The sequence below is a fragment of the Erythrobacter sp. JK5 genome (assembly GCF_018205975.1).
Taxonomy (GTDB): Bacteria; Pseudomonadota; Alphaproteobacteria; order Sphingomonadales; family Sphingomonadaceae; genus Erythrobacter.
The window spans coordinates 1853225-1869034 of record NZ_CP073577.1 but is presented as its reverse complement, the minus strand read 5'-3'; the positions used below and the strand labels follow the sequence as shown (position 1 = coordinate 1869034).

General features: G+C 66.4%; 14 protein-coding genes. 4 read left to right on the top strand and 10 right to left on the bottom strand.

All coding sequences use genetic code 11. The features are described 5' to 3' along the window. Positions 1-110 precede the first annotated feature (110 nt). From KDC96_RS09170 to KDC96_RS09155, 4 genes are read right to left on the bottom strand one after another with little or no spacing between them, the layout of a single operon-like run. The gene (locus KDC96_RS09170) at positions 111-1019 is read right to left on the bottom strand and encodes a class I SAM-dependent methyltransferase (protein ID WP_212448160.1); all 909 of its coding nucleotides are present in this window, start codon (positions 1017-1019) and stop codon (positions 111-113) included. Next, positions 1016-2734: a putative 2OG-Fe(II) oxygenase gene (locus KDC96_RS09165; protein WP_212448159.1), complete on the bottom strand. Its 1719-nt coding sequence runs from the start codon at positions 2732-2734 to the stop codon at positions 1016-1018. The genes KDC96_RS09170 and KDC96_RS09165 overlap by 4 nt, the downstream gene beginning before the upstream one ends. Next, entirely contained in the window at positions 2716-3447 is a 732-nt protein-coding gene (locus KDC96_RS09160) for a 2OG-Fe(II) oxygenase family protein (RefSeq protein WP_212448158.1), read from the bottom strand. The genes KDC96_RS09165 and KDC96_RS09160 overlap by 19 nt, the downstream gene beginning before the upstream one ends. A gap of 15 nt (positions 3448-3462) precedes the next feature. After that, complete coding sequence (locus KDC96_RS09155; protein WP_212448157.1) at positions 3463-5148, bottom strand: tetratricopeptide repeat protein; 1686 nt, start codon at positions 5146-5148, stop codon at positions 3463-3465. A 156-nt stretch (positions 5149-5304) separates the two neighbouring features. On the opposite strand from KDC96_RS09155, the gene KDC96_RS09150 reads away from it, so the two are divergent. The 4 genes from KDC96_RS09150 (at position 5305) to KDC96_RS09135 (ending at position 8843) form a co-directional block, all read left to right on the top strand. Then, positions 5305-6477, top strand: coding sequence for an acetyl-CoA C-acetyltransferase (locus KDC96_RS09150; protein WP_212448156.1), 1173 nt, complete (start codon positions 5305-5307; stop codon positions 6475-6477). Positions 6478-6506: 29 nt separating this feature from the next. After that, positions 6507-7292, top strand: a complete 786-nt coding sequence (locus KDC96_RS09145) for an SDR family NAD(P)-dependent oxidoreductase (protein WP_212448155.1) — start codon at positions 6507-6509, stop codon at positions 7290-7292. 106 nt (positions 7293-7398) lie between these two features. Further along, the gene (locus KDC96_RS09140) at positions 7399-8271 is read left to right on the top strand and encodes a crotonase/enoyl-CoA hydratase family protein (protein WP_212448154.1); all 873 of its coding nucleotides are present in this window, start codon (positions 7399-7401) and stop codon (positions 8269-8271) included. 47 nt (positions 8272-8318) lie between these two features. Then, a complete protein-coding gene (locus KDC96_RS09135; RefSeq protein ID WP_212448153.1) occupies positions 8319-8843 on the top strand; it encodes a MarR family winged helix-turn-helix transcriptional regulator in 525 nt (174 codons plus the stop codon). 83 nt (positions 8844-8926) lie between these two features. Here the strand turns inward: KDC96_RS09135 and KDC96_RS09130 are convergent, their stop codons facing one another. The 6 genes from KDC96_RS09130 to cpaB all read right to left on the bottom strand — a co-directional run bounded on the left by KDC96_RS09130 (position 8927) and on the right by cpaB (position 15780). Beyond that, complete coding sequence (locus KDC96_RS09130; RefSeq protein ID WP_212448152.1) at positions 8927-9925, bottom strand: type II secretion system F family protein; 999 nt, start codon at positions 9923-9925, stop codon at positions 8927-8929. 16 nt (positions 9926-9941) lie between these two features. After that, entirely contained in the window at positions 9942-10913 is a 972-nt protein-coding gene (locus KDC96_RS09125) for a type II secretion system F family protein (RefSeq protein ID WP_212448151.1), read from the bottom strand. A gap of 98 nt (positions 10914-11011) precedes the next feature. Then, positions 11012-12292: a pilus assembly protein CpaE gene (locus KDC96_RS09120; RefSeq protein WP_212448150.1), complete on the bottom strand. Its 1281-nt coding sequence runs from the start codon at positions 12290-12292 to the stop codon at positions 11012-11014. A 3-nt stretch (positions 12293-12295) separates the two neighbouring features. Beyond that, complete coding sequence (locus KDC96_RS09115; protein WP_212448149.1) at positions 12296-12949, bottom strand: CpaD family pilus assembly protein; 654 nt, start codon at positions 12947-12949, stop codon at positions 12296-12298. An 18-nt stretch (positions 12950-12967) separates the two neighbouring features. Then, positions 12968-14602, bottom strand: a complete 1635-nt coding sequence (locus KDC96_RS09110; protein ID WP_249171736.1) for a type II and III secretion system protein family protein — start codon at positions 14600-14602, stop codon at positions 12968-12970. A gap of 80 nt (positions 14603-14682) precedes the next feature. Continuing rightward, positions 14683-15780 (bottom strand): Flp pilus assembly protein CpaB, encoded by a 1098-nt coding sequence (gene cpaB, locus KDC96_RS09105; RefSeq protein WP_212448148.1) that lies wholly within the window; start codon positions 15778-15780, stop codon positions 14683-14685. Positions 15781-15810 lie beyond the last annotated feature (30 nt).

Here is a 15810-nt window from a genome sequence, read left to right as displayed (position 1 = left end):
GAAAGGGGCGGTGGACTTCGGTCCGCCGCCCTTTTTCGTTGACGTTAGGATCGGCAACGCAGGCGCAAGACCCGCGCCGGCGGTGCGACCTTCCCGGCGTCAGGAGACGATCAGGAAAAGGTCAGGAAATCGGCAAGCGACCGGCCCGAAGGCTCTGTCACGGGAGCGGTATCGACCAGCTTCAGGCCATGCCTGGCGAACGCCCCGACCAGTTCGTCACGGGCATCGGCGGTGGCGCAGGCGCGTTCGAGCGACGCGATCCGCCCCAGTTCGTTGTGGGCCTGCGCTTCGATCGCGGCGATCGTGCCGAGGATCGCCTGCGTATCGCTGCCGAGCAGCACCGCACGGCGCAGCGCCTCCGGGATCTCCCACGCCGGAGAGCTATCGCCGTGCACTCGGGCCCCCAGCATATTGAACGCCCCCGCCACCTGCGCCGCGGCGTCAGTCCCGCCATTGGGTGCGGTCAGGGCGTTGGCGACCGTCTTTGCCACGGCCTTTTCGAACAGGGCCCAATCGATCGCCGCGCGGCGCGCGAGATTGTGTTCCAGAATCGGCCCGTCGCCGCGATGAACCATCAGCCCGATCCTGCCACCCTGCGCCAGGACGCGCGCGATCTCGGCGGCAACTTTCGCGACGTCGCCGTATTCGAAGCCGAACTGGCTCACCACCGCGTCGCACGATCTGTCGTCGAACGGCAGGTCTTCCATCGCGACTCCGCCGCGCGTCTCGGTCCCTTCCGGCGCGGGGGGCAATGTCGCGGCCAGATCGATCCCGATGAGCGCCAGATCGGAGCGCTCCGCCCGGATCCAGCGGAGCACCCGCCCGTCACCCGTGGCAAGATCGAGCAGTCGCGATCGTTCGGGCAGGTCGGAGGTAAAGCTGCGCCAGGCGGCCTTCTGCGCCTCCTCGATCGCGGCCCAGCGTTCGGGCAGGCACCCGCCGCCGTCTCCACCGGCATTCTGCGCCCAGAATTCGCTCCAGGCGGTGGCATCGGCGATCGTAGCGTGCGTATCGGTCATCGCGAGTGTCCTTGCCCGGTCACGACGTCGAACGCCACCGTCATCCGTTCTTCCGATCCGAACGCGGTGGTGCCGTGATACAGCGTCGATGGGAACAGCGCGAGGTGTCCCTCTTGCGGCTCGATCACGCGCAGCGGCGGCAGGTCGAGCCCGAGATCGGGCGGCGGGCGGCCGACTTCGAGCCAGCCGCGCTGCCCTTCGTGATGCGCTTCCTCGGGCACTACGAGGTAGAGCGCGGACGAGACGATGCCTTGCGGGTGGATATGCGCGGTGTGGTAATCGCCGCCGCCGGTGAGCCGCACCGACCACGACCCGGCGAGCTGCCAGGCGGTTTCGCGATGCCGCAGCAGCGGGTGATGCTGGTCGAGCGGGGCAAGCTCGCGGCGATAGTCCTCCAGCGTCGCCCGGATCGCCGCGTGCAGCTCGGCCAGCAGCGGCTCGGTGCGCTGGAACAGGATGCCGCGCGTCTGGGTCCCGCCGCGCAGGCTCTGGCCCAGCGGCAGCGCCGAACCGGCGTGCAATCTGCGCAGCTCGGAGACCGCGTCGCCGATCAGCCCGTCGCGCCCGGCGAGCGGGCGGAGCTGTACCAGCCCTTGCTGCTCGTGCAGCCAGCCGGCGCGGTCGTCATCGGCCAGCCGCCAGCAGATGCCGCGCAGCGCCCAGGCGGAAATGTCCCACGCATTGTCGACCAGCGCGCGCTCGAGCAGCGCCTCCGCCCGCGCCGTGTCCCCGGCGCGCAACCGGTGCCGCGCCTCGTGCAGCGCGCGCATGGCGCTGTCGGTCGGCAGGGTGGCAAAGATCGCTTCGGCCCGCTCCCATTCGCCCGCCGATCCGGCATGCACCGCCTCCAGCAGGGCGAAATGCGGTTCGTTCGGGAACCGCGACCGCGCGGCGGCGGCGATTTCGGCCGCCTCGCGCGCATGGTCGAGCCCGGCAAGCGTCTCGGCGTGCCCTGCGGGAATGTTGGGATCCTGCGGCAGCTTGTCGGCGGCGGTGCGAAAGGGAGCGGCGAAATCGGCGTCGCCAGCTGCCAGTTTCATCCCGCTCAGGAATTCGAGCGCGGCGATGAAGCCGGGAGCCTGCGCGGCGATCTGTTCGGCGATGGTGCGCGCCCCGGCGATATCGCCCGCGACTTCGAGCGCCTGCGCCTTGCCCAGCCACAGGTCCGCATCGCCCGAATTCACCGCCAGCGCGGCATCGAACCGCGCCACCGCATCGCCTTCCCCGCGTTCGAGCGCGACCCGTGCCCGCCCGTGCAGCGCGCGCGGATGGTGCGGCTCGGCGGTGAGCGCGGCATCGTACCAGCGCGCGGCGTCGCCCGCGTGGCCGAGGCTGCGCTCCGACAGCGCCCGGATGCTGCCGTAGCGCGCGACACTGTATCCGGCCTTCTCGTGTGGCTCGAGAACCGCGAGCGCTTCGCGGTGCTGATCCATTCGCTGCAAGGCGATCGCATGGTTGAGCGCGTAATCGAGCATGGTCGGCGCAGCGCGGCAGGCAGCGGCGAAATGCGCCGCTGCCGCCGCCGCATCGCCCGATCTGAGCGCGAGATCGCCCGCGGCATCGGCCAGCGCGGCGTCGTCGGGATGATCGCGCCGCGCGGCGTCGGTGATGGCCATCGCTCCGGCGACATCGCCCGATTGCATCGCCATCCGCGCGCGCACCAGCGCCTCTGGAGCGGAAAGGGGCGCGCCGCTGCTCACTTCGAGCGCAACCATCCGGTCACCGCGATCCGGCCCATCGGCGCGAACGGCGGGACGTAACTGACCAGGTGTGATTGCGGCACCTTGAACAGGTTGAGCGCGTTGAAACGCGGGCGGAACCCTTCGACGACATCGTCGTCCTCGTCGAGGAACAGCAGGTAGCCGCCCCAGTCCGGGTGCCAGTCGTCGCGCGCGAAATTGAGCACGTAGGCGACTTCCCATCCTTCGGCGACGTGGCTGTCGATATGGCGGCCGAGATAGTGGTTGGGCGCGAACAGGGTTGCCTGACCGTCGGCCTTGAACAGGCTCTCGATACCGGTGACATCGCGCGCCAGCGCCATGAACTCGGGCGCGTTGAGGTGTTCGAGCAGTACCTCGTGCGGGCCATCCGGATCCCAGCGTTCCTGCAGCGCGGTGAGGATCGGATAATGCGCGAAGCGAAACCCGTATTCGCCGCGCGCGCTGTGCTCCTGCGCTGCCATGGCGGCGGCGTTTACCTGTTGCTGCCCCTGCGGGGTGCGGGCCTCTTCCATGCGGAAGCTTTGCGGCGTGGTCTCGCCCGCGCCGATCGCCATGCCCCACGGCGTGCCCCTGGTCAGCACTGCGAGGATCTCGCGCGCGGTTTCCTCCGTCAGCACGTCGCGGATCTGCACCCGGCCGGTGGCGGCAAAGCGCCGGGCCAGCGCGGCGCGATCGAGTGCGGGATTGAGTTCGAACAGCTTTTTCATGGTCGCGGCGGCCCCTTAGCGCGCTTCGCTCGCTACGTCGAACGCGACCGTCAGCCGCTCTGCCGTGTCGAACGGGGTGGTTCCGTGAAACAGCGTGGAGGGGAACAGCGCGAGATGCCCGGCCCGCGGTTCGATCACCCGCAGGGGCGGCAGGTCGAGCCCGAGATCGGGCGGCGGGCGCCCCACTTCGAGCCAGCCGCGCTGCCCTTCGCCACGGGCTTCCTCGGGCACGACAAGGTAGAGCGCGCTCGACACGATGCCATCGGGGTGGATGTGGGATTTGTGATGCCCGCCATCTCCGGTCATGCGGATCGACCACGATCCGGTGATCGGCCACGGCGCATCGCGATGCCGCAGCAGCGGGTGCGCAGGGTCGACCGGGGGCAGGGCGGAACGGTAGCGGTTGAGGGCCTTGCGCGCTGCCTCGTGCAGCTCGGCGAGCACCGGATCGGCGCGCTGGAACAGCGCCCCGCGCGTCTGCGTGCCGCCGCGCAATGTCTGCCCGATTTGCATGGTCGAGACCGCGTGCATTTCGCGCAGGGTGGCTGCCGCCTTGTCGAGAAGGCCCGATCGCGCCGCGAACGGCAGCAATTCGACCAGCCCGGCCTGTTCGTGCAGCCACTGGCTGCGCGGGTCCCCGATCAGCCGCCAGACGATCCCCCGCAGCGACCACGCATCGATATTGTCCGGTTGTGCGGCCAGCGCGGTATCGAGCAAACCTTCGGCCGCGTCGTAGTCGCCCTGCCGCACGCGATGGCGCGCTTCGTGGACGTGGCGGGCGGGGGTATCGAGCGCCAGTTGTGCGAAGATCGCATCGGCCCGGCCATTGTCGCCCGCCGCCCCGGCATAGACCGCCTCGAGCAGCGCAAAGCCCGGCTCTTCGGGGAACGTTGCGCGTGCCTGTGCCGCGACCTCGGCGGCGTCGGCTTCGCGGTCCATCCCCGCCAGCGCGCGGCACCAGCTGACCCGGATCGCCGGATCGGCCGGGACCTGCTCGGCGGCGGCGGCAAAGTGCGAGGTGAAATCGGATTCGCCCATGGCTAGAAGCAGCTGCGCCTTGAGTTGCAAGGCATCGGTATAGTGCGGGAACCCGGCAGTCACTTCGCCGACCAGCGCCAGCGCCCCCTCGGCATCGCCGGCAACCTCGAGAGCCTGCGCCTTGGCCAGCAGGATCATTGGATTGCCGGGGTCGACATCGAGCGCCTTGTCGAACCGCTGGAGCGCGCTGCGTTCGCCCCGTTCCAGCGCGACATTGGCCCGGCCCAGCAGCGCCTTGGGCCGGTTCGGCTCGATTGTCAGGGCGCGGTCGTACCATTTCGCCGCCGCTGCGCCGTGGCCCATGCCGCGCTCGGCATTGGCGCGGGTGGAGCAGTAATGCGCGTGCTTCGCCCCCTTCTTCTCGACCCTGACGAGCACGTCCAGCGCCTCTGCATTGCGCCCTGCCGCAGACAGCGCGATCGCCTGGTCGACGGCATGGTCGAATTGTCTGGGATCGAGCGTGAAGGCCTTGCGGAAGTGATCGGCCGCTTCGGCGGGGCGTCCCTGCATCATCAGCGTGCTGCCCGCAGCATGCCACAGGCCCGGTGCATCGGGATGCGCGGCCAGTCCGCTGCGCAGGGTGGCGAGCGCACCCATCGCATCGCCCGCCTGCGCGGCGGCGGAGGCCCTGTCGTACCAGTCCTGCGGTGAAAGGCCGATCATGACCCGCATCTCCCCTCGCCCCGAGTGATAGCGGGCGGGCCGCGCCGGACAAGGGTTTGCCGTCGCCTCCCATCACTTTGAGCGCTTGATTTGGGGCTTGCGCTCCCATAGGCGAGTGGCAAATAGCAACGTTTACGTAAACGAGAGGACCCGCCCATGACCACCGCCTATATCGTCGAAGCCGTGCGCACTGCCGGTGGCCGCCGCGGGGGCCGTCTTGCCGGCGTCCACCCGGTCGATCTGCTGGCGAAATCGCTCGATGCGGTGGTCGAGCGCAGCGGCGTCGATCCCGCCGCGATCGACGACGTGGTGACCGGTTGCGTGACGCAGGCGGGCGAACAGGCGATGCAGGTCGGGCGGATGGGCGTGCTCGCTTCGAAGCTGCTTCCGCAATCGACCCCGGCGGTGACGATCGACCGCCAGTGCGGCAGCTCGCAGCAGGCGATCCAGTTCGCCGCGCAGGCGGTGATGAGCGGCACGCAGGACGTGGTGATCGCCAGCGGCGTCGAGAGCATGTCGCGCGTCCCGATGGGTTCGAACGCGACGTTCCACATGAAAGAGGGGCTGGGCCACTACATGTCGCCCGATCTGCAGGCGAAGTATCCCGGCATCCAGTTTTCGCAGTTCATGGGTGCGGAAATGATCGCCAACAAGCACGGCTTTTCCAAGGATCAGCTCGACGAATTCGCGCTGGAAAGCCACAAGCGTGCGATCGCCGCGACCCAGGCGGGAGCGTTCGACAACGAGATCGTGCCGGTCGCCATCGAGACCCCGGACGGCGATGACGTTCACAAGGTCGATGAAGGCATCCGCTTCGACGCCACGCTCGAAGGGATCGCGAGCGTCAAGCTGATCTCTCCCGACGGCAAGATCACCGCCGCTTCCGCCAGCCAGATCTGCGACGGATCGAGCGCGGTGCTGGTGGTGAGCGAAGCGGCGCTCAAGCGCCACAACCTCACCCCGCTGGCGCGCATCCACAACCTCACCGTGACGGCGGGCGATCCGGTGATCATGCTCGAAGAGCCGCTGTTCGCCACCGACCGCGCGCTCGAACGCGCAGGCATGAAGATGAGCGACATCGATCTTTACGAAGTCAACGAAGCCTTCGCACCGGTGCCGCTCGCGTGGCTCAAGCATACCGGCGCGGACCCGGACAAGCTCAACGTCCATGGCGGGGCGATCGCGCTCGGCCACCCGCTCGGCGCGTCGGGCACCAAGCTGATGGCGACGCTGGTCCACGCGCTCAAGCGCCACGACAAGACATACGGCCTGCAGACGATGTGCGAGGGCGGCGGCGTCGCCAACGTCACCATCGTCGAGTCGGTCTGACCCCATCCCAATCTGAGAGGAATATCGAAATGGAAGTTTCAGCCAACACTCCCGCCGTCGTCACCGGCGGTGCTTCGGGCCTCGGCGCAGCCACGGCGCGTGCGCTGGCCGCGAAAGGTGCAAAAGTCGCGATCTTCGACATGAACGAGGACAAGGGCAACGCGATGGCCGATGAGCTCGGCGGCGTGTTCTGCAAGGTCAACGTCACCAGCGACGACGACGTCGATGCCGGTTTTGCGAAGGCGCGCGAGGCGCACGGGCAGGAGCGAATCCTCGTCAACTGCGCCGGGATCGGCAATGCGATCAAGACTGCCAGCCGCGACAAGCAATCGGGAGAAATCAAGCACTTCCCGATCAGCGCGTTCGACTTCGTGATCCAGGTCAACCTGATCGGCACGTTCCGCTGCATCGCCAAGTCGGCGGCGGGGATGATGACGCTCGATCCGCTGTCAGAAGACGGCGATCGCGGTGCGATCGTCAACACCGCATCGGTGGCCGCCGAAGACGGGCAGATGGGTCAGGCCGCCTATTCCGCGTCGAAGGGCGGGGTGGTCGGCATGACGCTGCCGATCGCGCGTGATCTGATGCGCGAAGGCATCCGCGTGAACACGATCCTGCCGGGCATCTTCAACACCCCGCTGATGAACGCCGCCCCTCCGCAAGTGAAGGAAGCGCTCGCGGCCAGCGTGCCGTTCCCCAAGCGTCTCGGCTACCCCGAAGAGTATGCGCAACTGGCAATGTGCATGATCGAAACCGGCTACTTCAACGGCGAGGACGTACGCCTCGACGGCGCGATCCGGATGGCGCCGCGATAACAAATTTGCGAGTCCCCGCGCAGACGGGGACCTCCCACAATCTCGCACGAGATCGACGGAGGCCCCCGCCGGCGCGGGGGCTTACTCGTTTTTGGGAGAGACCACGATGACCGAATATACGCAAATCATCGTCGACAAAGCCGATGGCATCGCCACGATCACGCTCAATCGGCCCGAGAAGATGAACGCCTATACCCGCACGATGGGGGCGGAGATCATGGCGGCGATGGACGATATCGACGCCGACGACGCGGTGCGCGCGGTGATCTTCACCGGTTCGGGCGAGCGGGCGTTCTGCGCCGGGGCGGACCTGACGCCCGACGGCGGAGGGCAGGTGTTTTCGAGCGGAGACCAGGTCGAAAGCCTCTCCGACGAGCGCGTCCGCGATGGCGGCGGGCTGCTCACTTTGCGCCTGTTCGAATCGAAAAAACCCCTGATTTCAGCGTGTAACGGCGTGGCGGTCGGCGTCGGGGCGACGATGCAGCTGGCGATGGACATTCGCCTGGCGAGCGAGACGGCGCGCTACGGCTTCGTCTTCGCGCGTCGCGGAATCGTGCCCGAGGCTGCCTCGAGCTGGTTCCTGCCGCGCATCGTCGGGATCAGCCAAGCGCTCGAATGGTGCTATTCGGGCCGGGTGTTTGACGCAGGGGAGGCGAAGGCCGGCGGGCTGGTGCGCTCGATCCATGCACCCGCGGACCTGCTTCTCGCTGCGCAGGAACTCGCGCGCGAGATCGCCGAGAACACTTCGGCGATCTCGGTGGCGATGACGCGGGCGATGATGTGGCGGCTGATGAATGCCGATCACCCGATGGAAGCGCACAAGATCGACAGTCGCGCGATCTATCGCCTCTCGCGCGGGGCCGATGCCCAGGAAGGGATCGCGAGCTTTCTCGACAAGCGCCGCCCGGTCTATCCCGGCAAGGTGAGCGAGGACATGCCCGATTTCTACCCGTGGTGGGAGAAGCGCCCCTACGAATAGCCGGGCGGCCCTTGCCAACCGAGTTGGTTTCATGGGAAACCAAGTGCATGAGCAAGACCACCAAATCGGGCGTGGCGCCGGGGCAACTCGCCGGTTTCCTGCCATACCAGCTTTCGATTGCCTCCAACGCGGTGAGCGAGCTGATCTCGGAACGCTATCGCAAGCGGTTTTCGCTCAAGATCCCCGAATGGCGGGTGATGGCGGTGCTCGGCGATGCCGGGACCGCGACGCAGCGCGATCTGACGGCGGCGACGGTGATGGACAAGGTGGCGGTAAACCGGGCGTGCAAGGTTCTGGAGGAGCGCGGGCTGGTGACCCGCGCGCCTAACGCGCGCGACGGGCGCTCGCACCTGCTCGAACTGACCGAGGAGGGCTGGGCGATCCACCGCGAGGTGATGCCGCTGGCGCTGCAGACCGAAAGCGAGCTGTTCGACGGCTTCGCGCCCGAGGAACGCGTGCAGTTCCGCGCGCTGCTCGAACGGATGCGCCATCGCGCGGCAGAGCTCAATGGCGGGCGCGCAAGCGGGCTCGACGATAGGCTCGAAGGCGGACTCGACCAGGGGCTCGACTAGGCGCGCGACCCCAACGCGAAACGCGCGACCGGCGGGGTATCCCGGCCAGCCGCGCGTTCGCACTCCCGTCTTGGTAAGGAGCTCTAGTCGGTCAGCAGCGCGTCGTTGATCGAACAGGCCGCCGGGCCGAGGATGACGATGAACAGCACCGGCAGGATGAACAGGATCAGCGGCACCGTCATGATCGCGGGCAGACGTGCGGCCTTCTCTTCGGCGCGCATCATCCGCTCGTTGCGGAATTCGGCCGACAGCACGCGCAGCGCACTGGCGAGCGGCGTACCGTAGCGTTCGGTCTGGACCATGGTGGTCACCACGCCCTTCACCGCTTCGAGGTTGACCCGGTAGGCGAGGTTGTTGAAGGCCTGCCTGCGCTCGTTGAGGAAGCTCAGCTCGATCGCGGTCAAGGCGAATTCGTCGCCCAGCTCGGGATAGGCACGGCCCAGTTCCTTGGCGACGCGATTGAAGGACGCGTCGACGGTAAGACCGGCTTCGGCGCAGATGACCAGCAGGTCGAGCGCGTCGGGCAGGCCCTTCTGAATTTCAAGCGTGCGCTTCGAAGCCTTGTTCGAAAGGTACAGTTCGGGACCCTTGTAGCCGAGCCCGACGAGCGCGCTGACCGCGCCAAGGCGGTACATCGGGCCCCAATCGGGGAACACTTCGATGATGTAGATCGCGAGGAATCCGGCCAGGCCGAGCACGATCGGCAACACGGCACGCAGGCCGATGATGAGGACTGCCAGTTCCTTGTTGCGATAGCCGGCATAGGCGAGCTTCTGCTGCACCGCCTCGATCTGGCTATCCTGCAGGACCTTCATCTTGCCGAGCTGGTCCTTGACCTTGTCGGTGGTGTCGGACTTGCGGACAAGGCTTGCGCGCTTCTTGGTCGCGCTGGTGACGATCCCGGCCTTGAGCTGCTCGCGCCGCTCGTTGAGCGACTGGACGCGTTTGGCCATTGGGTCCTTGATCGTGACCGCGGCATAGATTGCCATGATCACGGCGAATGCGGCGAGCCCGGCCAGCACGGTGCCGACCATGACGACGTCAAAGCCCAGTAGCGTGGGTCCGGCGGGTTGTTCGATCATGATCCTGTCTCCCCGCTCAGATTTCGAAGCTGACCATCTTGGCCATGATAAAGGCCCCGATGCTCATCCAGACGAGCCCACCCAGCCCGGTGACGATCAGGCGATCGTCGGTAAAGAAGCCGCCGATGTAGCTCGGGTTGATCCACCAGATCATGCCGAACACGATGAAGGGCAAAGCGCCGACGATGTAGGCGGACGCTTTCGATTCCGAGCTCATCGCCTTGATCTTGAGCTTCATCTGCGCGCGTTTGCGCAGCACGTCGGCAAGGTTCGACAGCGTTTCGGCGAGGTTGCCCCCGGTTTCGCGCTGGATCGCGAGCGTGATGCAGAAGAAGTTGAATTCGGGAATGCCCAGGCGATCGGCGGTCTCCTGGAGCGAATCCTCCATGGTCTTGCCGATCTTGATCCTTTCGACCACGCCCTTGAACTCGCTTCCGACCGGGCCGGGCACTTCCTGTGCGACCACCGCCAGCGTTTCGGTCACCGGCAGGCCCGAACGCAGACCGCGCACCAGCAACTCGATCCCGTCGGGAAACTTGGAGTTGAACTGGGCGGTCCGCTTGGAAATGTAGAAGCCGACGACGAGGTGTGGCAGGCCGGCACCGATCAGCAGACCGACGCCCAGCGCCAGCAGGATCGCGCCCGACTGGATGAACACCACCACCGCGATCGCCAGCGCAAGGCCGAGCGAAGAGTAGATGTATTGCGAAAGCGTCCATTGCTTTCCCGTGCGGTCGAGTCGCACTTCGAGCGCCTCGAGCCGCGAGCCCGAGCCGGCGACCTTGTGCGTCTTGGGTTTGCGGGCCGCGATCGCCTTCTTGAACTGCGATTCGACCTTAGCATCCGTGCTTTCGGAGTGGCGATAGCGCAGCGATTGGAGGCGCCGCTTTTGCGCCTTTCCGGCACCTGCACCGTCGATCATCAGGTACAGGACGACGATCACAGCGAAGATCACGGCCGTGATGATCAGGGTCTGGAGCATATCCATGTGTGTCGGTCCTGCCTATTCTTGTTCCTGCGGAGCTGGCTGGGGCTGGGCGGGGGCAGCGCGCGCAGCGATTGCGCGCGCCAGATCCCGCCCGACCGCTATTCTGCCGGTTCTGCTTCGGTCTTGTCTTTCTTCGCCAGCAGCGACTTGAAGTCGAAGCCGCCAAGCAGCGATTTCTTCTCTTCGGTCACCGACGACAGGTCTTCCTCGCTCGCGCCCATGATGCGTTCGGCGATCTGCTTGATTACCGCGCTGGCCTTGCTCGAGCGATTGGCATCGACGAACACCTGGCCAAGTTTGGCCGCGTTCGAGGCCGCCTTGACGTCGTAAGGTACGACGAAATCGACCTTGCGTTCGATCGAGGCTTCGAAGTCGGAGCGGCTTATCTCGGCAACATTCAGCTGCGCCTTGTTGGCTACGATCATCGGATGCGCATGCGCGGCATTCGTCTTGAGCCACGAGAGGATGCGGATCGTATCGCGCGCCGAAGCGAGCGTGAACTCGCACGCCAGCACGACGAGGTTCACGTCGGTCAGCAGGTGCGGGAAGTTGATCAGCATGTTGCGCGGCAGATCGATCACGGTCATTTCGAACGCCTGGCGGAATTCTTCCTCCAGCTGCACGAAAGCCGAACCGTCGGTCATCAACGGCTGGTTGATCGGTGCCTCCGCCGACAGGATCGACAGATTATCGTTCGCGCGGATCATCGCACGCTCGATAAACAGGCCGTCGATGCGGCTCGGGTTGTCGATGGCGTCGGTCAGCCCGCGACCCGGCTCGAGATCGAGCGCGAGCGCACCGGTGCCGAAATGCACATCGAGATCGAGCAGCGCAGTGGGCGATTCGTGGTGATCGCTGAACAGCCAGGCCAGCGAAGTCGCCAGCGTCGATGCGCCGACGCCGCCGCGCGTCCCGACCACAGCGGTCGAGATGTGCCGCTTGACGGATTCGCCTTCGCCCGCCTTGGGCGCAGTGAAGATCGCCAGCGCCTGGTTGAGCGCATCGTGCAGCTGCTGTGCCGAAAGCGGCTTGAGCAGGTAATCGTGGATACCGCTCGCGAGCAGGTCGCGATACAGGCGCACGTCGTTGACCTGGCCGATGGCGATAACCACCGTCCCCGGCTCGCACACTTCGGCGAGCGCGTTGATGTCGTTCAGCGGATCGCCGCTTTCCGACAGGTCGACGACGAGGATCGCCGGGCTGGCGCTGACGCTGAGCGACTGGATCGCGTTGCGCAGGCCGCCTTTGTTGCACTTCTCCGGCTGCCAGCCCATCTCGATGATGACCGGGCGCAGGACATCCAGCGCGTTGTCATCGCAGATATAGGCAGCAAACGGGTCACGATTGCCGGGGAGACCGGATTTCCAGGGCGCGTTCATCGATCAGTTCCCTCCGCCGTTGCCGGCACTTGCGTTTTGCAGACCTTGAGCCCCGCTGGGAGCGGTCTCGCGATAGGTCGAGATGGCCTTGTTCGAAGTTGCGATGGTGGTTTCACCGTCGCCCTTCTTGCCCTCGAGCAGATCTTGCGGATCGGCGACCATCGCCGCCATGTTGCTGTTGACCGAGCAGCCGTAACCTGGGCTGGTGCCGTTCAGGTAATTGGCATCCGCCTTGGCCGACCAGTCGGGGCAACCTGGGACCGAAGCGGTCGTGCGGGTGATCACCACACGCGCCTGGCCGGGATTGAGATAGCCGGCCGTAGTCGGCGCGGTTTCGCCCACAATCAGTCCATAGCGGCTGGCGAGTTCGCTGACCGCGTCGGCAACCGCAGGGTTGGCCGACGGGTCCTCGACCGTGATCCGGTCGCCGTAGCGAAGGTCCATGGTCTCGAACCAGCCGTTGAGCCGCTGTTGTTCGGAGATCGCAAGGCCGCCGCCATTGGTCTGGACGTCGAACGTGAAATTGGTGCGTTCCACCACCGGCTGCTTGTCGCTGTAGAGGCTGGTGTTGGTAGGCATTCCGGCACAACCCGCGACCGCGAGGCCGAGCGAGAGGGCGAGAGCACCTGTCAGCTTGCTGTGTTTGGCAAAGGGCATGTTACTCACCTTTCTCTCTTAGAAGCTGAAGCCGGGAGCCGCCGCCTGGCGGTCCTGCTTGCGGTTCTTCTTGTCCGCGCTGCGCTCGCTCGGAGCGTTGTTCGGGACGATGGCAGCCGGATCGGCGCTGCTGACAGCAGGATCCGGTGCCTCGTTGTCGGCCGCCGTCGGTCCGGGGCGCTGTTCGCCCGACTTGCCGGCGTTGTTCTGGTAGGTGATCAGCTGTTCGAACTCGTTGGCCGAACGGAACCCGTCGGTCGGCAGCTTGATGTCTTTCGCATCAACCGGCTTCACGAGGTACGGGGTGACGATGATCACCAGCTCGGTCTCGCCCTTGCGGAACGAGCGCGAACGGAACAGGTTGCCGAGGATCGGCACGTCGCCGAGGCCGGGGGCCTTGTCGACCGCGTTCTGCGAGCTGTTGCTCATCAGGCCCGCGATCATGAAGCTCTGGCCCGAGCCCAGTTCGACGGTGGTTTCGGTACGGCGGATGGTCAACGCGGGAACCTGGAAGCCGTTGAGCGTCACCGCTCCCTGGCTCGACAGTTCCGACACTTCCGGGCGGACCCGCATCGAAATCCGGCCGTTGGCGAGCACCGTCGGGGTGTAAGCCAGGCTGACGCCGAAATTGCGGTATTCGATCGACACATTGCCGAGGCCTTCGCTGATCGGGATCGGGAACTCGCCGCCGGCCAGGAAGGTGGCGGTTTCACCCGAAAGCGCGGTCAAGTTCGGCTCCGAAAGGGTGGTGATGAGACCAAGCTGCTCGGACAAGTCCAGCGCGCCCGACAGATCAAGGCCGAACAGGCGACCAAGACCTGCGATCGTGGTCCCGCCCTGGCTATCGATGCCGGTGCCGGCAATCGTTTGGGTCAGGGGGACACCGTTCGCGTCAAGCACAATGGCTCCGTTCGCATCCCGCAGCGGGACAATCAGAGCGGGGTTCTGAGCCCCCTGTCCGACCGAAACCGGGCCTCGGGGATTGCTGATCTCGCCGGCCTGGCCGAGCAGGCGGCCCGTGCCGACCCCGCCGCGGAACCCACCGGTTGCGGCATCGAAGGTCGTCAGGTTGCCGTTGATCTCGCGAACGAGCGAACGGCTCACCTCGGCAAAGGTCACCTTCAGGTTGACCTGCAGCGGAGTCGCGGTCTTGAGCCGCGAGATGACATTGGCTTCCTCGCCAAGGAACGCCTGCACCAGCCGTTCGGCTTCGGCGGCATCTTCGGGCGCGCCGACCGTGCCGGTCAGCAATACGGTGTTGGCCCCCATGGTCGCGACGCCGATCTTGGCTTCGGGCATGGCGAGGTTCAGCATCTGGTCGATGCTGTCGATGTTCGAGCCCACGCGAACGTTGGCGGACCAGATCACCGTGCCGGCTGCGTTGCTGGCATAGATCGTGGTCTCGCCGCCGGACCGTCCGAAGACGTACAGCTGGCGCTGCGACTTGACCTGGACGTCGGCCACGTTCTCGTTGGCGACGAACACGTCGGTCATCGCACCCGGGACCGTGACAAGCTGTCCGCGACCGATCGACAGGAGGATATCCTGCGACGGGTTGGTCACTTGCTGCGCGGTGGCCGTGGTCGCCGGGACCGCGGCAAGCGGCGCGGCGGCAAGGCTCGCCAGCAGCATTTTGGCAGTTAGGCGTTTCATTGTCTGGCCCCCCGTGGGTTTTCCAATTTCCGCTTTCGCGGGATTCAAGCGCAAGAATTTGCTCGACATGTTTCGTCCCCTCAGCGGATCAGCGGGCCGGTGGGCGTGCCCTGCGGCAGCCCCTGGGCGCCACTGGCCGAGTTGACCGGCACCGCAGTGGTGGTCTTGCCGCGGGTCACGCGGACGCTCGGACCGGTGCTCACCGGGGTGGCCGAGGTATTGCTCGACCCGCCGCCGTTGAAGCGCTGGGCTTCGCGGCGAAGCTGATCGGCGCGGGCCTGATCGCGCGCCTGACGACGCAGCGTTTCGGGATCCTCGGGGATGCTCTTGCGCTGGAAGCGCGAGACATCTCCGCCGGTGGCAAAGGTCGTGCCCTTGTCGATCGGTCGATTGACCGCATCGCGCAGGTAGCGTTCTTCCTCTTCCGGCGTCGCGTTGTCGGGGATCTTGACCTCGCCCGAAGCGATCGCGCGCTCGAGGTCGGCCTGATTGTCGGCGATCGATCGCAGTACCATGCTGAGCGTGCCGACGGTCTGGGCGACCGCGACCTTCTCGGCAATCTTCGGCGTCACTTCGATCGTCACGGTGCGGAAGGCGCGGACCACGGTCTTGCCCTCTTCATCGGTGATCTGTTCGGTCGACTGGTCGGTCGCGAGCACGCGCAGGTTGCGCAGCACGGTTTCCGCCGCCTTGAGATCGCGGCCCTCGCCCTTGACGGTCTGGGTCAGCACCAGGTCGACACGGTCGCCCGGGAAGATGAAGCCGGCCACCCCGGTCCGTGCCGACACCGGAACGGTGACTGCACGCATGCCGGGCGCAAGCGCCGCTGCCAGGAAGCCGCGGTCGCCCGGGCTCACCAGCGAACCCTGCGTCACCGGCTCACCTGCGGTGATCGGATGGCGCACGACGGTGCCGATCAGTTCGTTGATGTCGGATTCGCCGTCGATGAAGTAGGCGTCCTGCACCAGCTCCTCGGGCCACTGTTGGAAACCCATTGCGTCGGCGGTGATGATGGTCCCCGCGGGCAGCGCACGCTGCGCCACCAGGACCTTCGGACCCACCGGCGCGGCTTCGGCCTCGGGCGCAGCGCTTCCGGCAAACATGGTCCGGGCTGCGAACGCGGTTCCGACCGCGATGATCAGCGCTCCGATGAGCAGAACCAGCTTCTTCCTATCCATGGCTATTCTAGCCCCCTGTGTTTCGCCCCA

Coding starts and splice junctions, on each gene's coding strand:
- KDC96_RS09170 (WP_212448160.1), bottom strand. CDS start 1,019: ATGACCGATACGCACGCTACGATCGCCGATGCCACCGCCTGGAGCGAA.
- KDC96_RS09165 (WP_212448159.1), bottom strand. CDS start 2,734: ATGGTTGCGCTCGAAGTGAGCAGCGGCGCGCCCCTTTCCGCTCCAGAG.
- KDC96_RS09160 (WP_212448158.1), bottom strand. CDS start 3,447: ATGAAAAAGCTGTTCGAACTCAATCCCGCACTCGATCGCGCCGCGCTG.
- KDC96_RS09155 (WP_212448157.1), bottom strand. CDS start 5,148: ATGATCGGCCTTTCACCGCAGGACTGGTACGACAGGGCCTCCGCCGCC.
- KDC96_RS09150 (WP_212448156.1), top strand. CDS start 5,305: ATGACCACCGCCTATATCGTCGAAGCCGTGCGCACTGCCGGTGGCCGC.
- KDC96_RS09145 (WP_212448155.1), top strand. CDS start 6,507: ATGGAAGTTTCAGCCAACACTCCCGCCGTCGTCACCGGCGGTGCTTCG.
- KDC96_RS09140 (WP_212448154.1), top strand. CDS start 7,399: ATGACCGAATATACGCAAATCATCGTCGACAAAGCCGATGGCATCGCC.
- KDC96_RS09135 (WP_212448153.1), top strand. CDS start 8,319: ATGAGCAAGACCACCAAATCGGGCGTGGCGCCGGGGCAACTCGCCGGT.
- KDC96_RS09130 (WP_212448152.1), bottom strand. CDS start 9,925: ATGATCGAACAACCCGCCGGACCCACGCTACTGGGCTTTGACGTCGTC.
- KDC96_RS09125 (WP_212448151.1), bottom strand. CDS start 10,913: ATGGATATGCTCCAGACCCTGATCATCACGGCCGTGATCTTCGCTGTG.
- KDC96_RS09120 (WP_212448150.1), bottom strand. CDS start 12,292: ATGAACGCGCCCTGGAAATCCGGTCTCCCCGGCAATCGTGACCCGTTT.
- KDC96_RS09115 (WP_212448149.1), bottom strand. CDS start 12,949: ATGCCCTTTGCCAAACACAGCAAGCTGACAGGTGCTCTCGCCCTCTCG.
- KDC96_RS09110 (WP_249171736.1), bottom strand. CDS start 14,602: ATGAAACGCCTAACTGCCAAAATGCTGCTGGCGAGCCTTGCCGCCGCG.
- cpaB (WP_212448148.1), bottom strand. CDS start 15,780: ATGGATAGGAAGAAGCTGGTTCTGCTCATCGGAGCGCTGATCATCGCG.